This window comes from Flintibacter sp. SJQ-8 (assembly GCF_054108085.1).
Window position 1 is genome coordinate 598,345 of record NZ_JBPJWR010000004.1, and the last position, 22,903, is coordinate 621,247.

18 protein-coding genes are annotated in these 22,903 nt (G+C 61.4%); 6 read left to right on the forward strand and 12 right to left on the reverse strand.

Annotation, left to right across the window (positions count from 1 at the left end):
- Positions 1 to 105: 105 nt before the first annotated feature.
- From ACSAMP_RS03850 to ACSAMP_RS03870, 5 genes are all read right to left on the reverse strand, one after another.
- A complete protein-coding gene (locus tag ACSAMP_RS03850; RefSeq protein WP_457799569.1) occupies positions 106 to 1,161 on the reverse strand; it encodes a TRAP transporter substrate-binding protein in 1,056 nt (351 codons plus the stop codon).
- 74 nt (positions 1,162 to 1,235) lie between these two features.
- Positions 1,236 to 2,519, reverse strand: a complete 1,284-nt coding sequence (locus ACSAMP_RS03855; RefSeq protein WP_457799570.1) for a TRAP transporter large permease — start codon at positions 2,517 to 2,519, stop codon at positions 1,236 to 1,238.
- Entirely contained in the window at positions 2,512 to 3,081 is a 570-nt protein-coding gene (locus ACSAMP_RS03860; RefSeq protein WP_457799571.1) for a TRAP transporter small permease, read from the reverse strand. Before ACSAMP_RS03860 ends, ACSAMP_RS03855 begins: the two co-directional genes overlap by 8 nt.
- Before the next feature lie 25 nt (positions 3,082 to 3,106).
- Complete coding sequence (locus tag ACSAMP_RS03865; RefSeq protein ID WP_457799572.1) at positions 3,107 to 4,663, reverse strand: FGGY-family carbohydrate kinase; 1,557 nt, start codon at positions 4,661 to 4,663, stop codon at positions 3,107 to 3,109.
- 17 nt (positions 4,664 to 4,680) lie between these two features.
- On the reverse strand, positions 4,681 to 5,490 hold the full coding sequence (locus tag ACSAMP_RS03870) for a BtpA/SgcQ family protein (RefSeq protein ID WP_457799573.1): 810 nt from the start codon (positions 5,488 to 5,490) through the stop codon (positions 4,681 to 4,683).
- A 373-nt stretch (positions 5,491 to 5,863) separates the two neighbouring features.
- Between ACSAMP_RS03870 and ACSAMP_RS03875 the strand changes: the two genes are divergently transcribed.
- Both ACSAMP_RS03875 and ACSAMP_RS03880 read left to right on the forward strand, forming a co-directional pair.
- A complete protein-coding gene (locus ACSAMP_RS03875; RefSeq protein WP_457799574.1) occupies positions 5,864 to 6,577 on the forward strand; it encodes a GntR family transcriptional regulator in 714 nt (237 codons plus the stop codon).
- 491 nt (positions 6,578 to 7,068) lie between these two features.
- Positions 7,069 to 9,150, forward strand: a complete 2,082-nt coding sequence (locus ACSAMP_RS03880; protein WP_457799575.1) for a C69 family dipeptidase — start codon at positions 7,069 to 7,071, stop codon at positions 9,148 to 9,150.
- A 179-nt stretch (positions 9,151 to 9,329) separates the two neighbouring features.
- Here the strand turns inward: ACSAMP_RS03880 and ACSAMP_RS03885 are convergent, their stop codons facing one another.
- The gene (locus ACSAMP_RS03885) at positions 9,330 to 10,547 is read right to left on the reverse strand and encodes a homocysteine S-methyltransferase family protein (protein ID WP_457799576.1); all 1,218 of its coding nucleotides are present in this window, start codon (positions 10,545 to 10,547) and stop codon (positions 9,330 to 9,332) included.
- 389 nt (positions 10,548 to 10,936) lie between these two features.
- Positions 10,937 to 12,433 (reverse strand): ASKHA domain-containing protein, encoded by a 1,497-nt coding sequence (locus ACSAMP_RS03890; RefSeq protein WP_457799577.1) that lies wholly within the window; start codon positions 12,431 to 12,433, stop codon positions 10,937 to 10,939.
- A 92-nt stretch (positions 12,434 to 12,525) separates the two neighbouring features.
- On the opposite strand from ACSAMP_RS03890, the gene ACSAMP_RS03895 reads away from it, so the two are divergent.
- Both ACSAMP_RS03895 and ACSAMP_RS03900 read left to right on the forward strand, forming a co-directional pair.
- Entirely contained in the window at positions 12,526 to 13,065 is a 540-nt protein-coding gene (locus ACSAMP_RS03895) for a DUF2284 domain-containing protein (protein ID WP_457799578.1), read from the forward strand.
- Between the two features lie 5 nt (positions 13,066 to 13,070).
- Positions 13,071 to 14,801 carry a cobalamin-dependent protein gene (locus ACSAMP_RS03900; protein WP_457799579.1) on the forward strand — a complete coding sequence of 577 codons (1,731 nt, stop codon included), beginning with the start codon at positions 13,071 to 13,073 and terminating at the stop codon, positions 14,799 to 14,801.
- A 133-nt stretch (positions 14,802 to 14,934) separates the two neighbouring features.
- Here ACSAMP_RS03900 and ACSAMP_RS03905 read toward each other — a convergent pair whose 3' ends face one another.
- Positions 14,935 to 15,882: a D-2-hydroxyacid dehydrogenase gene (locus ACSAMP_RS03905; protein ID WP_441796931.1), complete on the reverse strand. Its 948-nt coding sequence runs from the start codon at positions 15,880 to 15,882 to the stop codon at positions 14,935 to 14,937.
- Positions 15,883 to 16,121: 239 nt separating this feature from the next.
- Here ACSAMP_RS03905 and ACSAMP_RS03910 point away from each other — a divergent pair, with 239 nt between their 5' ends.
- Positions 16,122 to 17,057 (forward strand): LysR family transcriptional regulator, encoded by a 936-nt coding sequence (locus ACSAMP_RS03910; RefSeq protein WP_457799580.1) that lies wholly within the window; start codon positions 16,122 to 16,124, stop codon positions 17,055 to 17,057.
- A 182-nt stretch (positions 17,058 to 17,239) separates the two neighbouring features.
- On the opposite strand, the gene ACSAMP_RS03915 is transcribed toward ACSAMP_RS03910, so the two are convergent.
- The 3 genes from ACSAMP_RS03915 to ACSAMP_RS03925 form a co-directional block, all read right to left on the reverse strand.
- Positions 17,240 to 17,335: a putative holin-like toxin gene (locus ACSAMP_RS03915; RefSeq protein ID WP_457799581.1), complete on the reverse strand. Its 96-nt coding sequence runs from the start codon at positions 17,333 to 17,335 to the stop codon at positions 17,240 to 17,242.
- Between the two features lie 190 nt (positions 17,336 to 17,525).
- On the reverse strand, positions 17,526 to 19,184 hold the full coding sequence (locus tag ACSAMP_RS03920; protein WP_441796929.1) for a ribonuclease J: 1,659 nt from the start codon (positions 19,182 to 19,184) through the stop codon (positions 17,526 to 17,528).
- A gap of 558 nt (positions 19,185 to 19,742) precedes the next feature.
- A complete protein-coding gene (locus ACSAMP_RS03925; RefSeq protein WP_457799582.1) occupies positions 19,743 to 20,633 on the reverse strand; it encodes a hypothetical protein in 891 nt (296 codons plus the stop codon).
- Positions 20,634 to 20,745: 112 nt separating this feature from the next.
- Between ACSAMP_RS03925 and ACSAMP_RS03930 the strand changes: the two genes are divergently transcribed.
- Positions 20,746 to 21,078: an arsenate reductase family protein gene (locus ACSAMP_RS03930; RefSeq protein ID WP_457799583.1), complete on the forward strand. Its 333-nt coding sequence runs from the start codon at positions 20,746 to 20,748 to the stop codon at positions 21,076 to 21,078.
- A 143-nt stretch (positions 21,079 to 21,221) separates the two neighbouring features.
- Here the strand turns inward: ACSAMP_RS03930 and ACSAMP_RS03935 are convergent, their stop codons facing one another.
- The gene (locus ACSAMP_RS03935; protein ID WP_441796926.1) at positions 21,222 to 22,757 is read right to left on the reverse strand and encodes an HAL/PAL/TAL family ammonia-lyase; all 1,536 of its coding nucleotides are present in this window, start codon (positions 22,755 to 22,757) and stop codon (positions 21,222 to 21,224) included.
- Positions 22,758 to 22,903: the final 146 nt, after the last annotated feature.

Below are 22,903 nucleotides of genomic sequence, written 5' to 3' on the forward strand. Positions count from 1 at the left end.
AGTGCGGCAGGAGAAAGGGGCTGCGGCCCGCTCCTCCTGCCGCCGGATACATTCAGGGTGAGAACGCTCTGTCAAACGGAACGATACTTGAACGATACTTTTTGTTTAGTGGGGAAGGGCCTGGACGGAGTCATACAGGCCGGGGGTGGCCCAATAACCTTCGCTCTCCAGCTGGGCGGCCAGGGGAGCCATGGCATCGATAAAGGACTGCTTATCAAAGTCCACAAAGGTGCCGCCGCCGTCAATAATGGTCTGCTTGTCCTCTTCCCAGTCTTTTTTCACCTCTTCAGTAAACCACTGGGCCACCTCGTCGGCGCAGTCCTCGATGACCTGCTTTTCCTCGTCGGTCAGCTTGTTCCAAGTGGCGGTATTGATGGCGATGCTCTCCAGGGGGAAGGCATAGTCCACCAGGGAGATGTAGGGGGCATACTTGTACAGGTCCAGGGCCACGATGGACTCATAGGAGCACTCGCCCGCATCCACAACACCCTGCATCATGGCCATGGTGTAGTCGGCCCAGGACACAATGGTGGGCACCGCACCCATGGTGCTGAAGTTCTTCTGGAAGATGTCGATATTGGGTACGCGGAACTTCACGCCCTGCAGGTCGGATACGTTGGCCAGGGGCTTCTTGCCGAAGATGGCCCGGGGGTTCTTCTGCATCTTATAGGAGACGATGTGGATGCCGGAATCCTCCAGAGTCTGGAAGGCGTTGTCCGCCAGATCAGACTCCAGGAAGGCGTATACATGCTCGATGCTGTCAAAGGCGAAGGCCATGGACATGATATTCAGGTCTTTGGCAATGCTGGTATAGTTGTCGAAGGAGAACATCACGCCCTGCTGCAGGTCCACCTGCATGTTCTCCACTTCCTCCATGGCGGGGCCCAGCTGCTCGCCGGGATAGAACTCCACCTTCACTTTACCGGCCAGCTTCTCGTTCACCAGGTCGGCAAACTTCTGTCCGGCAATGCCGGTGGGCTCGGTCTGGGAGGAGGACGCACCCAGCTTGATCAGAATCTCGCCATGGGCGGGAGCAGAGGTGTCGGAGCCGGCTTCGGAACCGGCCGATCCGGCGGAGGAGGCGGGCTTAGAGCCGCACCCGGCGCACACGGACAGCAGCAGGACCAAAGCAAGAGACAATGCGGTCAATTTCTTCATCATGTTGTTTTCCTCCATATCATTTTTATTGTTCTGTTTGACGCTGGAATTTTATCTCATCCCCAAACGGAATGTGCTCACATCAGGCCTGGCAGAAGCAGGGTGACCGCCGGGATAAAGGTCACCATCAGCAGGGCCGCCACCAGGGGCACGATCATGGGCAGGGTGTGCTTCAGCGCCTGCTCGAAGGGGACGTTGGCCGTCTTGGCCGCCACAAACAGGGCGGGGGCCATAGGCGGGGTGATCAGGCCGATGGTCAGATTCAGCACCGCCATCACGCCCATCGTCACATAGCTCATGGAGAAGGCATCCGCAATATTCAGCAGCACCGGGGCCATCATGATCAGAACGGGCAGCGAGCCCATAAAACAGCCCATAAACAGCAGCATCAGGTTCAGCAGGAGCAGCACCGCTACTTTGCTGGGGATATCCAGCAGCAGACTGGACAGGCGGGCGGTAAGGCCGCTGTTGATGATCATCCAGTTGAACACCGAGCCGGTGGCACACAGCCACATGGTCATGGCCGTGGTAGACATGGTGTTTTTCAAAATGGTCAGCATGGTCTTGCCGGACAGGCGGCGGTAGCACAGGCCCAGCAGAATGATATAGGCACAGGCCACAGAGCCGGTCTCTGTAGAGGTGAATACACCGGAGCTCACGCCGCCCAGCAGGATGATGGGCGCGCCCAGGGCGGGCAGCCCCCGCCAAAGGGCACGGAGGAACTCCCGGAAAGTAGCTCTGGGGGTGGTGGGTGCCTGCACATGGAACCGGGTCACAGCGATGTAAATGTAGAGCATCAGGCAAAGGCCCATCAATACACCGGGGACAATTCCCGCCATGAAGAGTTCAATGGTGGAGGCTCCGGCCAAAAATCCCCATACCACCAGGTTGATGCTGGGCGGGATGATGGGACCGATGCCAGAGGAGGCGGCGGTGATGGCCACCGAGAACCCCCGGTCATATCCCGCATCGTCCATGGCCTTGATCTCAATCGCACCCAAACCGCCGGCATCGGCCATGGCCGAGCCGGACATCCCGGCAAAGATCATACTGGCCAGCACATTGGCGTGGCCCAGGCCGCCGGGGATATGGCCCACTGCCTTCTCTGCCACACCGAATATTCGGTCACTGAATCCGATCTCGTTCATTGCACATCCCACAAACACAAAGGCCGGGACCGCAAGCAGGGAATAACTGGCAAAAGAGGCGGCCGTTTTCTGTGCGAACATCACAAAGCTCTGGCCATTCTGTACAATGTACAGCAGACTGGACAGCACCATGGCCGAACCGATGGGTACCTCCAGCAGGATCATCACGATAAACAGAGCGAAATAGATCCAGACAAAAATCTCCTCACTCAATGATCATCCCTCCTTCGTCCTGCAGTTTCTGGAAGCGGTCCAGAAATACATGCTTAGGGGTAACAATGTACTCCACCACCCGGTAGATAGCGCACAGGGTAAGCATCACGCCCATAACCATCATGGGCAGGGCATAGTAATAGGCCCGGGAGAAGGGCAGTCCTCCCTGGGGCAGCTGGTTCAGCTGCAGAGCAAACAGCAGTTTGCCGCCGATGATAAATGCCACCGATGTCACCGCCACGATGACGTGGGGGGCAAACATCAGAAAGATTTTTCCTGCCCTGGGGAAAAACTTTACAAAAAAGTTGATCACCGCATGCTCATTGGTCCAATAGCACACCACCGTACCCAAAGCGGAATACCATACCAGCAGGGCAATGATCATCTCGTCAAACCAAAAAATCGGGTTACTAAAGACATATCGCATGATCACGTTGATAAACATTGCCCCCAGGAACACGGCAGACATGATCGCCCCCGCCAGGGTGATCATGCTGATCACGCCCTGATAGATCCGCCAGACCTTGCCCAGCGCTCCCGGCGGAATATAAGTGCCTTCCATTTTCAAAACCTCCTTTTCTCGTCGTTCACTCTATGCAGTCGAGTTGGTGCATCAGCTCCTTTGTCTGGCGGTAAAGCTGTCCGTACATTTGAAAATAGGGTTCATATTTCTGATGCTGTTCCATATCCGGCTGATAAGTCCGCTCTGTGGCGATATACTTCGACAACTGGGAAAAATCCTGAAACCGGCCTGCACCCAGGGCGGCCATCAGTGCATCGCCATAGGCTGCACCTACAGAGACCGCCGCCACTTGGATGGGCTCTCCGGTGATGTCGGCCACCAACTGCATCCATGTCCCGTTCTGGGCCCCGCCGCCCACCGCCATGATCTTCTTCAGCGGCAGCCGATGATCCCGGATCACGTCCAGATGCTGGCGCACGGAGTAGCCCACCGCCTCCAGAGCAGAGCGATACAGGTGCCGCCGGGTGTGGGTCAGCTTCAGACCAAACACCACGCCCTTGGCCGCCGGGTCGTTGATGGGAGTGCGCTCCCCGGCAAAGTACGGCAGGGTGATAAGTCCGCCGCTGCCCGGGGGGATCTTCTCCAGCCCCTCCGGCATTCTGGAAAAGGCGTTGGGGCCGCCCGCCTCCTGCTCCCGCAGCAAGTCCGGGAAGAGCACATCCCGATACCATTTGGTCAGGGTCCCGCAGGTGTTGGTGCCCCCGGCCAGACTATACGTCCCGGGGATGAGGAAGTTGTTCCCCCGCACCCGGTCATCCAGTACCGGCCGGTCTGCACAGTAATAAAGAAACAGGGTAGAGCCAAACTGCAGCATCATATCCCCGGGTTCCAGCACACCTGTGCTGATGGCCTCCGCCGACGAGTCCCCTGTGCCCACGATCACCGGGGTGCCGGGCTCCAGCCCCGTCTCCCGAGCCGCCGCCTGGGTCACTGTCCCGGCGATGCCGTGAACCGGACGGGCCTGGGCCAACTGATCCGGCCTGCAGTACAGGCCGCACTCCTGCTGATTCACCGTGCCGTCCGTCCGGTACAGGGGCCGGAAAGAGGCCTGCCCCAAAAATTGGTCCACTACATAGTTCCCTGTCAGCTTGGCCGTTACATAGGACGAGCCCGTCAGGAATTTATAGGTCCTGTGATAGACCTCCGGCTCGTGGTGCTTCAGCCACAGGATCTTCGGCGCTACGTCGCCGGAGCAGATGGGACGGCCAAACAGGGTATGTACTTTCTCCGGGCCGTAGTGTTCCGTCAGCCAGGCTATCTCCTCTCCGGCCCGGGCATCAATGCCGTACAGGATGGCCCGGCGCAGAGGACGGCACTGTTCGTCCACCGGGAGGCAGTCAGAGCCCAATGTACTGGTTCCAACGGCTGCGATCTGTCCGGCGGGAATCCCGGAACTGCGAAGCAGCTCCCGGCTCACCTGGCACACATCGTGCCACCAGACACCTTCCGCATCATGTTCATACCAGCCGGGCCTGGGATTTTCCATCCCGTGTTCCGTGCTGCACTGGGCCACCACACGGCACTGCCCGTCTATGATCACGCCCTTAGTGGCCGCTGTCCCCACGTCAATACCCATGAAATAGGCCCGCTCCCAGTCCAATCTGTCCGTCTCCCTTCCCATTTTTCTCTCCCGCACCGTTACAGCGCAGCCCGTACTTCCTTTACCCGCTGCATAAATTGGACTACCCGTTCCGGGTCCACCTGGTTCTGGAACTTTCCGTCCACTTTAAAGGCAGTGCCAACGCACACACCGTCTGCTGTCTCCATCTTCTGGGCCACGTTTTGGGCTGTGCAGCCGGTGTTGCAGAATACGGGGACCTGTCCGGCAACCGCCTTTACCTGCTGCATCAGGCCGTCGTCCGTCTCGTTTCCGGCGCTTCCTCCTGAAACACACAGTCCATCAGGGAAACAGTGGAATATGACCGACTTCGTGATTTTCTGAATATCCCGGGGGGCCAGATATACGTCTGACTCCGGGTTGACCTTATACAGCATTTTAATATTGGGGCTGTCCAGCTGTATTCTCCGGCGCACCGTCTGGGCCACGTCGGTAGTCGTCACGCCTGCTTCCCCCAGATAGGCCCCGGTAAAGGCCGCCCGGACAAAGTTGGCATCTGTGGCCACCGCCAGCTCCAACGCCGCCAGAGGATTCGCTGCGATGTTCACCCCATAGGGCACCCGCAGTTCCCCGCGCAGCTCTCCGATGATGCGGGCCATGGCAGCCACCGTAACATAGTCCGCCCGGGGCTGATAAGGCAGACTGAATTCGTTGGCAAATAGGATGCCGTCCACCCCGCCGTCCTGCAGAGCGTGCAGCTCCCGCCGTGCAATGTCCACCACCTGTTTCAGCCCGCCCTCCCGGTCATACAGGGGGTCGCCAGGCAGGGCACGCAGATGCAACAGGGCGATCACTGGTTTTTTCACTTGGAACAGTTCTTCTGTCCACATTCCTCTTCCCACCTTTTCGGTTTAGCTTACAGAACTATTTGTATTGTGTTGTATTGCTTTATGTGGCTGATTATATAGCCTTAATAGTACAATGTCAATACGTTTCCCTTTTCTTTTTCTCCCATTTTCAAAAGATTGTTTATTTTATAGAAATCCCCGCTCTCATTTTGGCAGACCGTCACAGTATTTCTTCATTTTATATAGTATTTTCTTCCGAAATATCTGTTTTGTGCGAGTTTTGTGTTTTTATGATTCATGTTTAATTTGTACTATATGGTATCTTTTTTCTTTTCTTTTTGTCCCAGATCGCGTATACTTATGTTATACTCTTTTACCACACCAAAAAACAACATTTTAAAAGGAGGGCGTGTACATGCTGACAAGCGGCACGGGCGAGCCCCTTTACCTTCAACTGAAAAACCAATTACTGGACGACATCAGCGCAGGAGTATACACCAAGGGGCAGCGGATCCCCACCGAAAACGAGCTGGCCCAGACCTTTTCCGTCAGCCGCATCACCGTGCGCAAGGCGCTGAAGGAGCTGGAGCAAGAGGGCCTGTTGGTCCGCCGCCAGGGAAAGGGAACTTTTGTGGCCGATCACTCCCTGCGGCGGGACATTCTCCATAACTCCACCTTTACCGAGATCTGCCGCTCTGCCGGACTGACTCCCGGGGCCCGGACCATCAAATCTGTCATTGAGGATGCCACCTCTTCCGATGTGGCTGAGTTAGGCATTGCCCCCGACTCGAAGGTCATCGCCCTGGAGCGCATCCGGTATGCCGACGGCATCCCCGTGGCCATCGAATTTTCCCGCCTTCCCGAACGCTTCTCATTTCTTATTGAGGAGGACCTGAACGATGCCTCTCTCATCCAGGTGCTGGCGGACAAATACAACATCCGCTTCACCAGCACCGGCCCCAAGACGCTGAAGCTGGTCTACGCCACCTATGAGCAGGCCAAGTATCTGTCTCTCAGCAAGGGCTACCCCCTCATCTCCATCGCCTGCGTCTCCTTCGACGCCGCCGGTACCCCCTGCCACCGCTCCCTCCAGCTGATCGTGGGGGACAAATTCGAGCTGTACGTCTGACTTCTTTTGTCCGTTTTGGAGAGACAGCCAACCAAGCGCTGACCACCCCGCCCCGTCCTGCAGACCGAAAAAATTTTGTCTGCGAGGCGGGGCGTTGTATTTTCTGCACAAATTCTCTCCGATTCTTGCAGGATTCTTCCGGTCGGGGCGTGCGGTTTGGCGGGGAGGGACTTGCTTGTCACTGCCTTTGCTAAAAAAACAGGTTGACAAGTCGTGGTTCTGCGGATTAAAATAGCGGCATGTTATTTGCAAACTAGCGCTTTAGTTTGTGAAATTTCCTCTTGATTTTAACGAAATCTAAGCTTGCGCATTCATTTGATTTGGCAAAGCGCTGTGATATTATGTTGAATTATATGCAGCCTACACAAAACACAGGTTGACTATCTCCGCCTTTTTATATATACTGTACGTAATCTGGATGTCCCTGCCGGACGTTCAGCTGCAGCTCCCTATCCCCGCATCAAATCAAAATTGAATGGAGGACCAGAACTGTGAAAAAATTTTCCCTGAAGAAATTAGTGACTGCTGTGGCAGTCACTACCTCACTGGTGGCAGCAGCGACCATCAGCGCCTCGGCCTGCACCACTATCTATGTGGGTGCGGAAAAGACCGTGGAAAAGACCCCCTTTGTGGCCCGTACCGAGGACTATGGCTGGAACTATAACAAGCAGTGGTTCGTGATGCCCGAGGGCAAGTGGGCCAAGGGTGACACCTTCCTGGGCTGCCCCGGCTACGGCGAGTTTGAGTGGAAGTTCACCCACGACAGCTACCGCTTCACCTATTTCACCAACGACCAGTATCAGGGCACCTGCCCTGAGTGCGGCCAGGAGAACGCCACCCACCCCTCTTACACCGAGTTCGGCACTAACGAGAAGGGCGTGTCCGTCTCCGCCACTGAGACCATTTACGGCAACGATGCCATTGGCGGCAACACCAAGCAGAACATCACCGGCGTGGACCCCTTCGTGAAAGTGAAGGTGGACGGCAAGGTGGGCATTGAGGAGACCGACATCCCCACCATCATCCTGTCCGAGGCCGACTCCGCCAAGGCCGGCGTGGACCTGCTGCTGAACATCTATAAGGACTACGGCGCTTATTTCGCCTCCGGCGTGTTCATCTGCGACCAGAATGAGACCTGGTACATTGAGAACTGCTCCGGCACCCAGTATGTGGCCATCAAGGTGCCCGACGACATGATCTTCCTGGAGCCCAACATGGCGGTCATCGGCCGTGTGGACCTGGACGACAAGAACATCATCGCCTCCGACAAGCTGATCGAGATGGCCCAGAAGGGCGGAACCTTTGTGGGCGATGCCGACAAGAACATCATTGACTTCCGCGCCTCCTACGCCGGCCGCCTGGACCGGGTGGATCAGCGCATGGTGGACGGTCTGAACTACCTGAACAAGAACTATAACTATACCGCCGAGCAGCTGCTGGCCGACAACACCCGCTTCACCATCTCCAACGTGAACGACAAGGACGAGCAGGTGGGCCTGTACACCAACATCAAGGCCGACCGCACCCTGGACAAGAACGACGTGTTCGGTTACTACAAGCTCAGCTCCATCGGCAAGCCCAGCAACCAGGACATCGAGATCTTCCAGCTGTTCAAGGACAAGGACATCACCACCGGCACCGTGGGCTGGGTGGGCGTTGGCAACATGTCCAACAACGTCTTCGTCCCCTACTACCCCATGCTGCTGACTGACAGCAAGGATATGTACGAGGGTTATCAGGCAACTCTGCCCGCCGTGCAGAAGGTCGCCGAGCGTCCCGCTGATGCCAGCGCCTTCTTTGTCAACGACAAGAAGGGCGGCTTCGCCGTGTACCCCGAGGGCTGGCGCAACTCCTACTACTTCAGCTTTGAGGGCCTGGGCGGCTACATTGCCGACGCTGAGGCCATCACCGGCACCGCCGTTTCCGCTGCGGACAAGCAGTATGTGCAGGACAAGATGACTGCCCTGCAGAACGAGTTCAACGAGACCTTCGCCAAGGTGGAGCTGAAGAACGCCACCGAGACCAGCCGCCAGATGGCCGCCAAGGCTCACGCCACTGCACTGGCCATGATCGACTATCTCACCGAGGGTTCCTTCAACGACGTGGCCGCCGGCAGCTGGTATGCCGATGCGGTGAAGAACGTGGTGAACAAGGGCCTGATGGCCGGCACCGACAAGGACACCTTCGCCCCCGATAACCAGGTGACCCGTGCCATGATGTGGACCGTGCTGGCCCGCCTAGATGGCAAGGACGTGTCCGGTGCCTCCACCTGGTACGCCAAGGCCATGACCTGGGCCATCGAGAAGGGCGTGTCCGACGGCACCTTCCCCGCCAACTCCATCACCCGTGAGCAGCTGGCCACCATGCTGTGGCGTGCCGCCGGCAGCCCCGAGGCCAAGGGCGCGCTGACCAACTTTAACGATGCCGCCTCCGTCAGCTCCTGGGCCACTCAGGCCATGACCTGGGCCGTGGAGCAGGGCCTGATCTCCGGCATGGGCGACGGCGCTCTGAATCCCCAGGGCAACGCCACCCGTGCTCAGCTGGCCGTCATCCTGACCGCCTACGCGAAGTAAGTTTTTCCCCATTACGCACAACAGCCGGACCGCTTTCGCGGTCCGGCTGGTTTTTATTTCGACGAGAGAACAGATCGCCGCGTCGGCCCTTCTGGCCTCTTCGCAATGACGATAAATCGGCTTTTGATGTCTGTCATTGCGAGGAGCGAAGCGACGCGGCAATCCGTTCTTTGCCGCGCTTAACCGATCACCCCATACTTCTCCGCCAGGGGCTTCAGCTCCTCTTCGCTCAGCCCGCCCTCGTACAGGGCGCGGCCCTGGTAGATCCGCAGGGCGGCCTCCAGCAGGTCGGCCTGGTCGCACACCAGGCACAGGGGCTTGGAGATCATATACTGGCAGTCGGCCAGGGCGTCCACGTCCTCCCAGCTGTTGATAGCCACCGCCGCCATGGGGAAGCCGTCCTCCAGGGCGTCGGTGAGACCGTCCTCCATGTGCTCCGCCCCGGAGACCACCGGGCCGTGGCCCGCGTCCACAGGGAGATAGCGCACGTCCTTCTCGGTGGCAGCGGGGAGCAGGTCGGGATACTTGGGGGCGGGGCGGACGAACTCCGCGCCCTTCAGGGCTTTTGCCAGGGCGGCGATATAGTCCTCGTCCGTGCCGCAGCAGCCGCCGAAGATGGCCGTGCCCGCCTGGAGCATATCGGGCACCCAGCGGACAAACTCCTCCGGGGTGCAGTCATAGGTGGTCTTGCCGTCTACGGTGACGGGCATTCCGGCGTTGGGCTTGGCGATGAGGGGCACCCGGGCATAGTCCCGCAGGCGGCGCAGCTGCACCAGCATCTGCTCCGGGCCGGTGGAGCAGTTCAGGCCGAAGGCGCTGACCCCCATGCCCTGGAGCACCACCAGCGCGGCGGCCACGTCGGTGCCCGACAGGCAGCGCCCGCTCTCGTCGCAGGTGAAGGTGACGAAGATGGGCCTGTCGCTGACGCTGCGGATGGCCAGCACGGCGGCCCGGGCGTCGGCCAGGGTCATCATGGTCTCCACCACGAACAGGTCCACCCCCGCCTGCTCCAGCCCGGCGGCCTGCTCGGCATAGATGTCCACCAGCTCCTCGAAGGAGGCCTCCCCCAGGGGGGACAGGAACAGGCCCGTGGGGGAGATGTCCCCGGCCACCCAGGCCCGCGTGTCCACCGCCTGCCGGGACAGGGCCACCAGGCGGTGGTTATACTCCGCCGTCTGGTTGAAAATGCCCCGCTCCTCCAGCTTCTGCCGGTTGGCCCCAAAGGTGGGGGCATAGACCACCCGGCTGCCCGCCTGGACATAGCGGCGCTGGATATCCTGGATGCTGTCCGGGTGGTCCAGCACCCACTGCTCGGCGCTCACGTCGCCTTGATAGCCCCGCTTCTGCAGCTGGGTCCCGGTGGCTCCGTCTAAGATCAGGGGAAAGCGCATCTCCATATTGTCGTCCTCCATTTGTATATTGGTGTGTTAGTTAAAAAGCCTTCTCCTGGGAGAAGGTGCCCCAGCGGGCACACTGGGGCGGATGAGGGGAACGCCGCCGATGTTTGAGCGTTCCCGTCAAAACGGCATAGCCTTCGCCCCGCAGGGGGGAAGGCTATAGGACGAGGGAACGGAATCCTTCCGTCACGGCTTCGCCGTGCCACCTCCCTTTAACAAGGGAGGCTGATGTCCTGCACCAATAGGCCCCCTTGTGAAAGGGGGCTGGCATCGCCGCTAGGCGATGACTGGAGGATTCCCACGCAACAGCCCCCAACCCTTGGGCGTTCCCCTCATCCGGCCCTGCGGACCACCTTCCCCCAGGGGAAGGCTATAAATCGGAGGGGTTCTCAAAACCCCATATTCCCCGTAAACGCCTGGGTGAAATCCGGCTGGCCGGACAGCTCGATGTAGGCGCAAGAGCGGGCGGTATCCTCAACTTTGGGCCACAGGCGGCTGTCCAGGGCCAGGGCGGCGGCTCCGGCCAGGGCGGTGTTGCCCAGGGGGCGGACCTTCCCCGCCAGCACCGGCGGCAGCATTCCGATGGCCATGGCGCTGCCCGGGTCGATATAGGTCCCAAAGCCCCCGGCCAGGTACAGGCCGTCCACCTGCTCCAGCAGCACCCCCCGGCGCTGGGACAGGACTTCTATCCCCGCCGCCACGGCGGCCTTGGCCAGCTGGAGATTCCGCACGTCCCCGGCGGTGAGATATACCTGGGGGGTGAGATGGAACAGGCCGTTGCCGTCCCCGTCCCGCTCCACATAGCGCCGCAGCTCCGGGGCGACCTCCTCCGGGGGCAGCAGCCGCCCGCCGGGGGCGATGATCCCCAGCTTCAGCAGCACCGCCGCCAGGTCCACCAGGCCGGAGCCGCACAGGCCCCGGGCGGGGCCGTCCCCGATGACGTCATAGAGAAAGCCCCGGTCATAGCGCACGTGGCTCACCGCCCCGGCCACGCCGGGCATACCGCACTGGATGCCAGCCCCCTCAAAGGCGGGACCGGAGGCCACGGCGCAGCAGGAGAAGCCGTTTTGGCCCCCCATGGCCATCTCGCCGTTGGTGCCTACGTCTAAAAAGAGGTGCTCCCCGGGCTGCTCCCCCAGGCCGGAGGCCATCAGTCCGGCGGTGATGTCGCCCCCCACATAGCCCGCCACGCAGGGGAGGAGCCGGACGGGCACACCGTTTAGCTCGCCCATTCCCTCCGGGCCGAAAAACAGACTGTCCGGATGAAATGGTGCGGCGGCCATTCCGGCCACGGACCGGCCCGCGAACAGGCTCTCCATCACCGTGTTTCCCGCCACGACGATCTCGTTCAGCGCTTCCGGCGGACGGTTCGCGGCGGACAGGGCGGCCTCCAGCAGCGTCCAGATCTGCTCCCGGATGCGCCCGGACAGCTCCTTCAGCCCTTCGGGCGTATCCATCGTGTGCTGGATGCGGCTGATCACGTCCGCCCCATAGGGGGCCTGGGCGTTCCAGGCCCGCTGGGCGGCCAGCTCTTTCCCGTCGGCGCAGTCATACAGCTTGACCACCACCGTGGTGGTGCCCAGGTCCACCGCCGCGGACAGGCCCGTCCGCCCCGGCTGACAGGGGGGCGGAGGGAGGGTGTCCCCTAAGATCACCCCGGAGACCGTCTCGGGCAGGGCTACCTGCTCCCCGCCCCGGGGAAATACTTTGCAGGCCAGCCTGGGCGCGCCGTTTACCTGGACCCGGCACTTGCCGCACCGGCCCCGGCCCCCGCAGGCCGCCGGGAGGGAGAAACCCGCCCGCCGCAGGGCGGACAGCAGACTCTCCCCGGGCTGGACGGCGATCTCATAGATTTTTTCTCCCTGCCGGACCCGGACCCTTGACACAGGCGCCGCCTCCCCAATATAATAAATATAATATATTAAATATATTTTATTTTAGGCAACATAGGTTTGCTTTGTCAAGGGGCTTTGCAGCAATGACCGATCTTATTTCCCTGGCCCGACAAAATGGGTTTACTCATGTGGCTCCGGTGAATTTGTCCGCCGCCGTCCCCCTGGATGAGGTGCGGGATATGTGCCGTGCGGACCGGTGCGGCTGCTTCGGCAAGAACTGGGCCTGTCCCCCCCACTGCGGCACGGTGGAGCAGGCCGCACGGCGGCTGGCTCAGTATCATGCCGGGCTGCTGGTCCAGACCACCGGGGAACTGGCCGACCAGTTTGACTATGACGGCATGACCGTCCTGTCCCGCCTCCACCGCAAGCGCTTTCTCAACTTCGCCCGCCAGGCCCGGTTAGTTTCCCCCGGCTGTCTGCCCCTCAGCGCCGGGCCATGCACCCTGTGCGCCCGGTGTACCTGCCCGGACAAGCCCTGCCGCCACCCCAAGCAGCGCCTGTCCTCGATGGAGGCCTATGGCCTGTTCGTCAGCGACGTGTGCGTCCGCTCGGGGCTGGCCTATAACTACGGCCCCAATACCCTGACCTATACCGCCTGTGTGTTTTATGATTCCGAGGAGTGATTGTCATGTCTACGCCCAAAGAGATATTCCTGGAGCTGCTCCGTCCCGACGGACAGCCGGAGCGCCAGCTGCGCCAGTATGAGGCCCTGGCCATGTATCTGGCTGACCCCATCAACGTCTTCCTCCGGGGCAACCGGAAGCGGGGCACCACCTCGGTGGACCGGTGGGGCGTGACCATCGATTTCCCAGAGGACGCCCCCGGCCCCATCCCCGTCCACACCGGCGGGCTCACCGTCTGCCCCGACGTGACGCGTTGGCGGGAGGTGGTCCACGCCCCCGATCTTCAGGCCAACTGCGCCCAGGGGTGGGAGGAGGCCCGGGCCGCCGCCCGGGAGGCCGCCGGGAACGACCGCCTGGTCACCGGCTTTATGGGCACCGGCATCTTCGAGCAGTGCCACTTCCTCATGGATTTTGAAAACACCCTCACCTCTCTCTATGAGCACCCGGACGAGATGCACGAGCTGATCGAGTACATCACCCAGTTCCGGCTGACCTATGCCAAAATGCTCATCGACGGCCTTCAGCCCGACGTGCTGTTCACCCACGACGACTGGGGCACCAAAAACGCCCTATTCATGAAGCCGGAGATGTGGCGGGACTTCTTCAAGGAGCCCTATCGCCGCTTCTATGGCTATATCCGCTCCCGGGGCATCATCGCCATCCACCACGCCGACTCCTATCTGGTGCCCATTGTGGACGACATGGCGGAGATCGGCATTCAAGTGTGGCAGGGCACCCTGCCGGAGAACGACATCCCCGCCCTTCAGAAGCACCTCCACGGCAAGCTGGTGCTCATGGGCGGCCTGGGGGCCGCCATTGACCGCTCGGACGCCCAGCCGGAGGAGATCCTGGACTATACCCGCAAGGCTCTGAAGGCCTATTGCCCCGGCGGGCACTATATCCCCTCCATCACCTATGGTCTGGCGGGCACCGTCTTCCCCCACGTGGACCAGTATCTGGACCAGGCCATTGACGAATATAACGCCCAGCTCCACGTGCCCGACATGGACCTGCCCGCCGAGCCCCGCCGGAAGCTGGACGGGGCGGGACAGGCCGCCCCCGTGGAGCAGGCCGCCCAGGAGGAGGCCCCCACCGATCTGCTCTCCGCCATCGCCTCCGCCCTGGAGCACGGCCAGCAGAAAAAGCTGCTCTCCCTGTGCCAGCAGGCCCTGGACCAGGGCTATTCCCCCGACGACATCCTGTCAAAGGGCATGGTGAAAGGCATGAGCGACCTGGGCGACGCCTTCTCCGCCAACCGGGCCTTTGTGCCCGAGATGCTCATCGCCGCCCGGTGCATGACGGCGGCCATGGATCTGCTCAAGCCCTATATGGCCGCCAGCGGCCACGAGCCGGTGGGCAGCGCCTGCCTTGGCACCGTCCAGGGGGACATGCACGACATCGGCAAGAACCTGGTGAAGATCATGATGGAGGGCAGCGGCATCCAGGTCATTGACCTGGGGGTGGACGTGTCCCCCCAGCAGTTCATCGACGCCGCCCAGCAGCACCACTGCGGCATCATCGCCTGCTCCTCCCTGCTCACCACCACCATGCAGGGGATGCGCCAGGTGGTGGAGTTGGCCCAGGCCCGGGGCATCCGAGACCAGGTGAAGATCATGGTGGGGGGTGCCCCCATCAGCCAAGAGTTCTGCGACGAGATCGGCGCCGATGCCTATACCCCCGACGCAGGCTCCGCCGCCCGCACCGCCGTGGCCCTGCTCCAGGCCCTGAAGCACTAAAATAGCACTAAAATTTCAGCCCGCCCCCTTTTCTCAAGGGGGCGGGCGTTTTCACAGACAAAAAGCGCCCCCGCCTGACAGGTTTTCAGCTGTCGGGCGGGGGCGCGGTGTTTCGCTTTTCAGCGGCTCAGGCTCAGCCCAGGTTCAGGGCTTCCTTCACCTTGGCGATGATGTGCTGGCCGATGTCGCGGGAGGCGTCCACGGTCTGAGCGCCGATGTGGGGGGAGACCACAAAGTTGTCCAGGTCGAACAGGGGGGAGTAGAACCGGGAGTCCTCGGTCAGGCCGTCGCCGGCGACCTCGTTCTCCAGCACGTCGGTGGCATAGCCGCCGATCTTGCCGGCCTTCAGAGCCTCGTACATGTCCTTCTCGTTGACGATGCCGCCGCGGGCCATGTTCAGCACAACGGCGTCGCTCTTCATCTCGGCGATGGAGGTGGCGTTGAACAGGTTGCGGGTCTCGTCGTTCAGGGGCATGTGGATGGTGACGAAGTCGGCGACCTCGCACACCTCGGCAATGCTCATAGAGGTGGCCTCGTTCTTGGTGAAGATCTCAGCGGGCAGATAGGGGTCATAGGCCACGACCTTCATGCCGAACACACGGGCGATCTCGCCCACGCGCTGGCCGATGCGGCCAAAGCCCAGCACGCCCAGGGTCTTGCCCCGCAGCTCGCGGCCCACGAAAGCGTACTTGTCCCACTTCTGGTTCACGGTCACGTCCCGGTGAGCGGGGATGGTGTGGCGGGACAGCTCCAGCATCTTGCAGATGGTCAGCTCGGCCACGGCGTTGCCGTTCAGGCCGGGGGCGTTGAAGACCTTGATGCCCTTCTCCTCGGCATACTTGGTGTCGATGTGGTTCAGACCCACGGAGCACACGCCGATGACCTTCAGGTTCTTGGCGGCGTCCAGGACCTCCTTGTCGATCATGGGATCGACGCGCATGATCAGCACGTCCACGTCCCCGATCATAGCCTTCAGCTCGTCCTTAGCGGGGGGCAGCTTCTCGCTGACCTTGACCTCCATGTACTTGCCCAGCTCCTGGGCAATGGCCTCGTGGACGACGTCGATGATAAGGCACTTCATAGTGAAAACATCCTTCCTTATTAAAATATGATCCAGCTATGTTTTGTGCATACAAGCGCCGGTTTCGGCGCAATGATCCATGGTCTTATTATGCCACGGATATTCTTTTGGGAACACCAGCTTTTTACCGTGGGTTGCCACAGGCTTTTGATTGTGGTACAATGCCAGTAACAGCCCCTCCGGGCCCGCTCATGCCGGAGGGGAGCCGGTCCACCCTTTGCTGCAACAAGGAGGCATCCGTGAACTTTTTACATCTGAAATACTTCCTCATGGTGGCCGAGGAGCTGAACATCACCCGGGCCGCCGAGCGGCTTTACATCTCTCAGCAGTCCCTGTCCAGCCACATCAGCAACATGGAACGGGAGCTGAACGTGAAGCTGTTCACCCGCTCCCCCAAGCTGGCCCTCACCTATGCCGGGGACCAGCTGGTGCAGACGGCCACCCAGATCATCGACCTGTACAGCCAGTATCTCAGCAAGGTGGGGGACATCAACCGCCACTATCTGGGCGTGCTGCGGGTGGGCATCTCCCACACCTGCGGCCTGGCCCTGCTGCCCGACATCCTGCCCCGCTTCCGGGAGGAGTTCCCCATGGTGGACTTCTCCCTGTACGAGGGCAACTCCAACCAACTGGAGGACGAGCTGTCCCACGGCAGGGTGGACCTGGTGATCTGCTTTCAGCCCATCATGCTGGACGGGGTGGAGACCGTCCACCTCACCCAGCAGCGGCTGGTGATGGTGGTGCCCCGCTCCTTCACCGACCAGCTCTTCGGGGACCAGGCGGAAGTGATCCGGGAGCAGTTTTCCAACGGGGCGGACATCGGGGCCTTTCAGTCCATGCCCTTTGTGCTCATCAAACGGGGCAACCGCACCCGCAGCATTGTGGACCAATATTTCAGCCGGTATTACTTCAAGCCCAAGCTGATCTTAGAGACGGAGAACACCGTCACCACCCTGGCCATGGCCCAGGCGGGGGTGGGCATCACCATCTGCCCGGAGCTGTTCCTGCGGGCCATCCCCGCCGCCTCCGCCTCCTCCGCCGGGGTGGACTTCTTCCCCCTCACCGACCCGTCCACCTTCAGCCGCCTCATCGCGGGCTATCGCCTGGACCGCCCCCTGTCCCACTTCGGCGAACGCTTCATCGCCATCGCCCAACAGGCCACGGCGGATGATTAAAAAATAATATATCTTTCACGCTTTTTGAAAATAATGCGTGTCGTTTTCATGATGGCCAACGCCGGGGGATTGACAAATCCTCTTTCTGACAGTAGAATAAAGACAAGAGGAAGGCGCTGCCGGTAGACGGGCCCCTTCTCAGTTACAGACGAGGTAACCGGACAGTTGGGGAACTAGGGCGGTTACTTCGTTTTTTTGTTTACCTGGATGACCAGGGTAATGATGTTTACGATCAGGATCCCAAGCTGAAACAGATCAGAATAAGTGACCATTTCCATCACCCCCTCCCATGTAGTGGAGGAGGAAACAACATATGAAGTTCGGCCTCCTCCCTAATGAAGGGGCCCCCGCCTACCGCTACTGGCAGCGCCAGCGCATTTCCATGCGCCACGGTCAGTATACCACATTATCCAAAATATAGCAAGAAAAACCGTGACTCTCCTTTTTTCGGGAGAGCCACGGTTTTTATCACACCTCCATGATAACAGGCAGGATCATGGGGGAGCGCTTGGTCTTCTTGTACAGGTAGTTGGACAGGTCGCCCTTGATGGCGCTCTTGATGGCGGACCAGTCGGTGGCGTAGCGGGTGTCCACGCCCTGGATGGCCTCCATGGCCACCTGGCGCAGCTCCTCCATCAGGCCCTCCGACTCCTTCACATACACAAAGCCCCGGGTGATGATGTCCGGGCCGGAGACCAGGGCGCCGTCCTCCCCGGACATGGACAGCACCACCACGATCATGCCGTCCTGGGCCAGGTGGCGGCGGTCCCGCAGGACCACGCTGCCCACGTCGCCCACGCCGTAGCCGTCCACAAAGACCTGCCCGGCGGTGACGGTGCCCGCCAGACGGGCGGAGTTGGGGGTGAGCTCCATCACCCGGCCAATGTCGCTGACCAGCACGTGGCTGGGGTCCATGCCCATGCCCTGGGCCAGGCGGGCGTGGATCTGAAGCATCCGCTGCTCGCCGTGGACGGGGATGAAGAACTTGGGCTTGACCAGGGCGTGGACGATCTTCAGCTCCTCCTGGCAGGCGTGGCCGGAGACGTGGAGGGCCAGCTCCCGCTCGTTCATCACCTCGGCCCCCTTGCGATAGAGCTCGTTGACCACGTTGCCGATGGCGTTCTCGTTGCCGGGGATGGCGGAGGCGGAGATGATCACCCGGTCCCCGGGCATCAGGTCCACCTGGCGGTGGGTGTTAAAGGCCATGCGGGTCAGGGCGGACATGGTCTCGCCCTGGCTGCCGGTGGTGATGATGCACACCTTGTTCTTGGGCAGGGACTTGATGTGATTCAAATCCATCAGCACCCCGTCGGGCACGTTCATATAGCCCAGCTCGGTGGACACCTTCATGATGTTCTCCATGGAGCGGCCGGTGACGGCGACTTTCCGGCCATAGCGGGCGGCCACGTCGATGATCTGCTGGATGCGGTCCACGTTAGAGGCGAAGGTGGTGACGATGATGCGCTCCTCGCAGCCCCGGAACAGGGCGTCGAAGGAGGCCCCAACGCTGCGCTCGCTGCGGGTGAAGCCGGGACGCTCCACGTTGGTGGAGTCGGCCAGCAGGGCCAGCACCCCCTCCTTGCCCAGCTCGCCCAGGCGGGCCAGGTCCATCATGCCCCCCTGGATGGGGGTGGAGTCGATCTTAAAGTCGCCGGTGTGGACGCAGGTGCCCACGGGGCACTTGATGGCAAAGGCCACCGCGTCGGCGATGGAGTGGTTCACGTGGATGAACTCCACGCTGAACTTGCCCGCCTTCACCACGTCCCCGGCCTCGCAGGTGATGAGCTTGGTCTTGGACAGCAGGCGGTGCTCCTCCAGCTTCAGGCGGATCAGGCCCATGCTCATGCGGGTGGCATAGATGGGGGCGTTGATGGACCGCAGCACATAGGGCAGGGCCCCGATGTGGTCCTCGTGTCCGTGGGTGATGAAGATGCCCCGGATCTTGCTCTGGTTCTTGATGAGATAGCTCACGTCGGGGATGACCACGTCGATACCGTACATATCGTCATCCGGGAAGCCCATGCCGCAGTCCACCACGATGATGTCGCCGCCGTACTCATAGACCGTCAGGTTCTTCCCGATCTCATTCAGTCCGCCCAGGGAAATAATTTTCAGTTTTTCTGCCATAATAGCTCCTTTTCTATCAAAATTATTATAAAACGTCGTGATACTTCAGACCTGGTGTTTCCCGCCCCCTGCGGGGGCGGGAAACACATGATATTAAAATGGTCCGCAGTCTGCGCAGAAAAGCCCATGCCAAAACAGCCGTGCTCCTGGCACGGCTTTCAGACCCTGGTCAGACGTCTCACCGGCCCTGCCTCGCCGGGGAGAGGGTCCGTCCTGGGTCCTCTTGGTCTGGTCTTTTCCGCTGTGCTCCGTCCGCCGTCCCCGCCTGTGATCGCGGCTTTGGCAAACGGAATATTTAAACGCCGGAGGGGCAAAAGGTCGCGTCAGCCACCCCCGTGCGCATAAATCCTGATGAATCGATATGGACAGTATAACACACTCACAGATAAAAGTATACCACCAGTTTCAGAAAAGAACGTCGTTTCGTGGGGGAGGCAAGGCGGATTGCCGCGTCGCTTCGCTCCTCGCAATGACAGACAGGACGATCTTGGCTCTCCCTGTGGGAGAGCTGGCACGGCGTTAGCCGTGCCTGAGAGGGTGGGCGGACACAAATCCCCCTCATCCGCCCGAACCCTCCCCCACCAGCCCCGCCAGCGTGCTCAACCTCTCCCCCGAGGCGGCCATTCTGGCGCAGATGCGGCCTGCGGCGGCGGGGGCGGACCACAGCCAGGGGCGGGCGGCGTACAGTCTGCGGGCCCGCTCCCCGTCCCGCTCCAGGGTGAGCACCTGACCCCCACAGCCCGCCGCCGCCAGGGCGGCCCCGGCGGCGCGGCAGGCGGGCAGAGCGATCACTCCCCCGCCGTTTTCCATCTCGATCAGGGCCACCAGAGCCAGCAGGCGCTCCGGGGGGATGGGCGCTCCCGTCTCGTCCTGGGCCAGCAGGCAAAAGCCGCCCCGGGCGGTGAAAAAAGCGGGAATGCCGGGCCGCCACCGCGCCTCCACCTGCCAGCCCAGGGCGGAGAGCACCCGGCCCAAGTCCCGGTCCGCCCCCCGGTCTCCGGGCACCGCCGCCTGCCGATGCCGCCAGGGAGGGCCGCTCCGCCCCAGGGCCAGCTGCCGGGCGGTCTCCCCCGCCCACAGGCCCGGCGGAACACAGCGGACGGTCCACGCTCCCCCCTCCGCCCCGCCTGTCGCTGGCTGGGAGAGGGCCTCCTTCAGCCGGCTCAAAGCGTCCGGGGCGAAGGGCAGCCCCAGCCGGTCAAACAGGTGGAGCCGGGGCGGGCCCTCCGTGTCAAAAAACAAAAAAGCGGGCAGGCCCCACCGCCGGGCCGCCCAGCTCCCCTCCACCGGGCTGTTCAAATTGGGGAAAAGCTCCGCCCGGCCCCCCGCCGCCGTCACGCCCCCGGCGCAGACTCTCACCAGTTCCTCCCCCGCCCCGTCCGGCGTCCAGGCCAGGCCCACTCTCCCCCGGCGGGCCAAGATAAACCCCAGCTGCGCCAATTTTTCCACAATTTCGCCCCCTCTTGTGGATAACCTGAACTTAGTATGGCTGAAAACAGCCTTGTCCCTGGGAGAAAAACCTGGTATCATAGGGGAAAACAGACGGTGCGGGAGGACGGATATGAACATTCAGATCTTTGGTGTGAAAAAGTGCTTTGATACGAAAAAAGCCCAGCGCTATTTCAAAGAGCGCCGGGTGAAATTTCAGGATATCGACTTGAAGAAGATCGGCATCAGCCGGGGGGAGCTGACCAGCGTCATCTCCGCCGTGGGTCTGGACAACTTGGTGGACCCAGATCACCCGGACGCCGCTCTGCTGGGCTATCTGGCCGACAACCAGGCAAAGATCGAGCACATTCTGGAGGACCCCACCCTTCTGCGCACCCCCATCGTCCGCAACGGGCGGCAGGCAACGGTTGGGTATTGCCCGGATGTGTGGGAGAGTTGGACATAAAAGATACGGATTGCCACGTCGCTTCGCTCCTCGCAATGACAAGTTCCTGTTCCCTGTCATTGCGAGGAACCCCGAAGGGGTGACGTGGCAATCCGTTCTTTCTGTACGAAAACCCCCGCCGGGTGTCCGGCGGGGGTTTTCGCTTACTTCAGGGGCCCGGTGACGGACTCGGCGGCGCGGATCAGGGCGCCGGAGTGGATAAAGTCCTTCAGATACTGGATATAGGGGAACAAAAAGTCGTCCTGCTTCAGCACGGGCACGTGCTTGGCGATCTCGTCCAGCACCGCCTGGGTGGCGGGGCTGCGCTTCACGTCCGGGTCCACGAACTGCTGCACCTGATAGGCGGACAGCAGCTCGATGGCCAGCACCGACTCCAGCTTCTCCGCCATGGGGCCGGACTTTTTGCAGGCGGGATAGCCCATGGCCACATAGTCCTCCTGGTTGCCGCAGGTGGGGGTGTTGTCGATGGTGGAGGGGGTGGCCAGGCCGCGCATCTCGTTGATCAGGCCCGCCTGGGTGTACTGGGGGATCATCAGGCCGGAGTTCAGGCCGGGGTTGGCGATGCAGAAGCTGGGATAGCCGGACAGGGACTCGTCGATCATCCGGTTGTTCCGCCGCTCCGACATCTTGGCCAGGGAGACGGCGGCGATGCAGGCGGAGTCCATCTCCATGCCCACATAGGCCGAGTCGGGGTTGCAGGCGGAGATCACGTCCTGGTTGCCCTCCTCGGGCCACAGGATGGGGTTGTCACAGCAGGAGTTCATCTCGATCTCGATGGTCTTCTCGGCGTCCCGGAAGGTCTTTTTGGCCGCGCCGTGGAGCTGGGGGATGCACCGCAGGGACAGGGCGTCCTGCACCCGGTGGCCCCGATACTTCTCGATGATGCCGGACCCGGCCAGGATGCGGCGGACGTTCTCGGCGGTGTCCCCCTGGTCAGTGTGGGGGCGCACCTGCATGACCCGCGCATCAAAGGCGTTCATCACGCCCTTCAGGGCCTCCAGAGACATGGCCCCGATGATGTCGGCGGACTTGGCGGCCTTCTGGAAGTCATAGAGCCCCAGGGCGGCCATGGCGGTGGCGGAGGTGGTGCCGGACACCAGGGCCAGGCCCTCTTTAGAGCTGAGGGTGATGGGCTCCAGCCCGGCCTTCTTCAGGGCCTGGTCGCCGGGCAGCAGCTCCCCCTGGTAATAGGCCTTGCCCCGGCCAATGAGCACCAGGGCCATGTGGGCCTCGGGGGAGAGATAGCCCACGCTGCCGTCCCCGGGGGCCCAGGGGGTCACGCCCCGGTTCAGGAACTGGCGATACTGCTCCAGCAGCTCCAGCCGCACGCCGCTATAGCCCTGGCCCAGGTTCTGCAGGATCATCAGCATCACGCCCCGCACCCGCTCGATGCTCAGCGGCTCGCCCAGGGAGACGGAGTGGGACAGGATGATGTTCTCCTGGAGCTTGGCCGTCTCCTCCTTGCTGATGGCCTTGGTACACAGCGAGCCGAAGCCGGTGGTGACGCCGTACATCACTTTTCCCTCGTCCACCCAGCGCTCCACCAGCTGGCGGGACTTGCGCACCCGCTGGCAATAGTCGTCGGAGAACTCCACCTGTGCGCCAAAGCGGCACACGGCGATAAACTGCTCCATGGTGATGGGCTGACCCAGCACCACAGTCTGTTGTTCCTTTTTCATGGTCAATACCTGCCTTGCACTCCGGTGAGATCCCCAGGCGATAGCTGGAGGATTCTTCCTAATTTTTTCATGAAAATGCCGGTCCCGGAACGAGGGGTCTGCTCCAGGACCGGCGCTTAGAAGGGGATATACTATGAACTTTGATC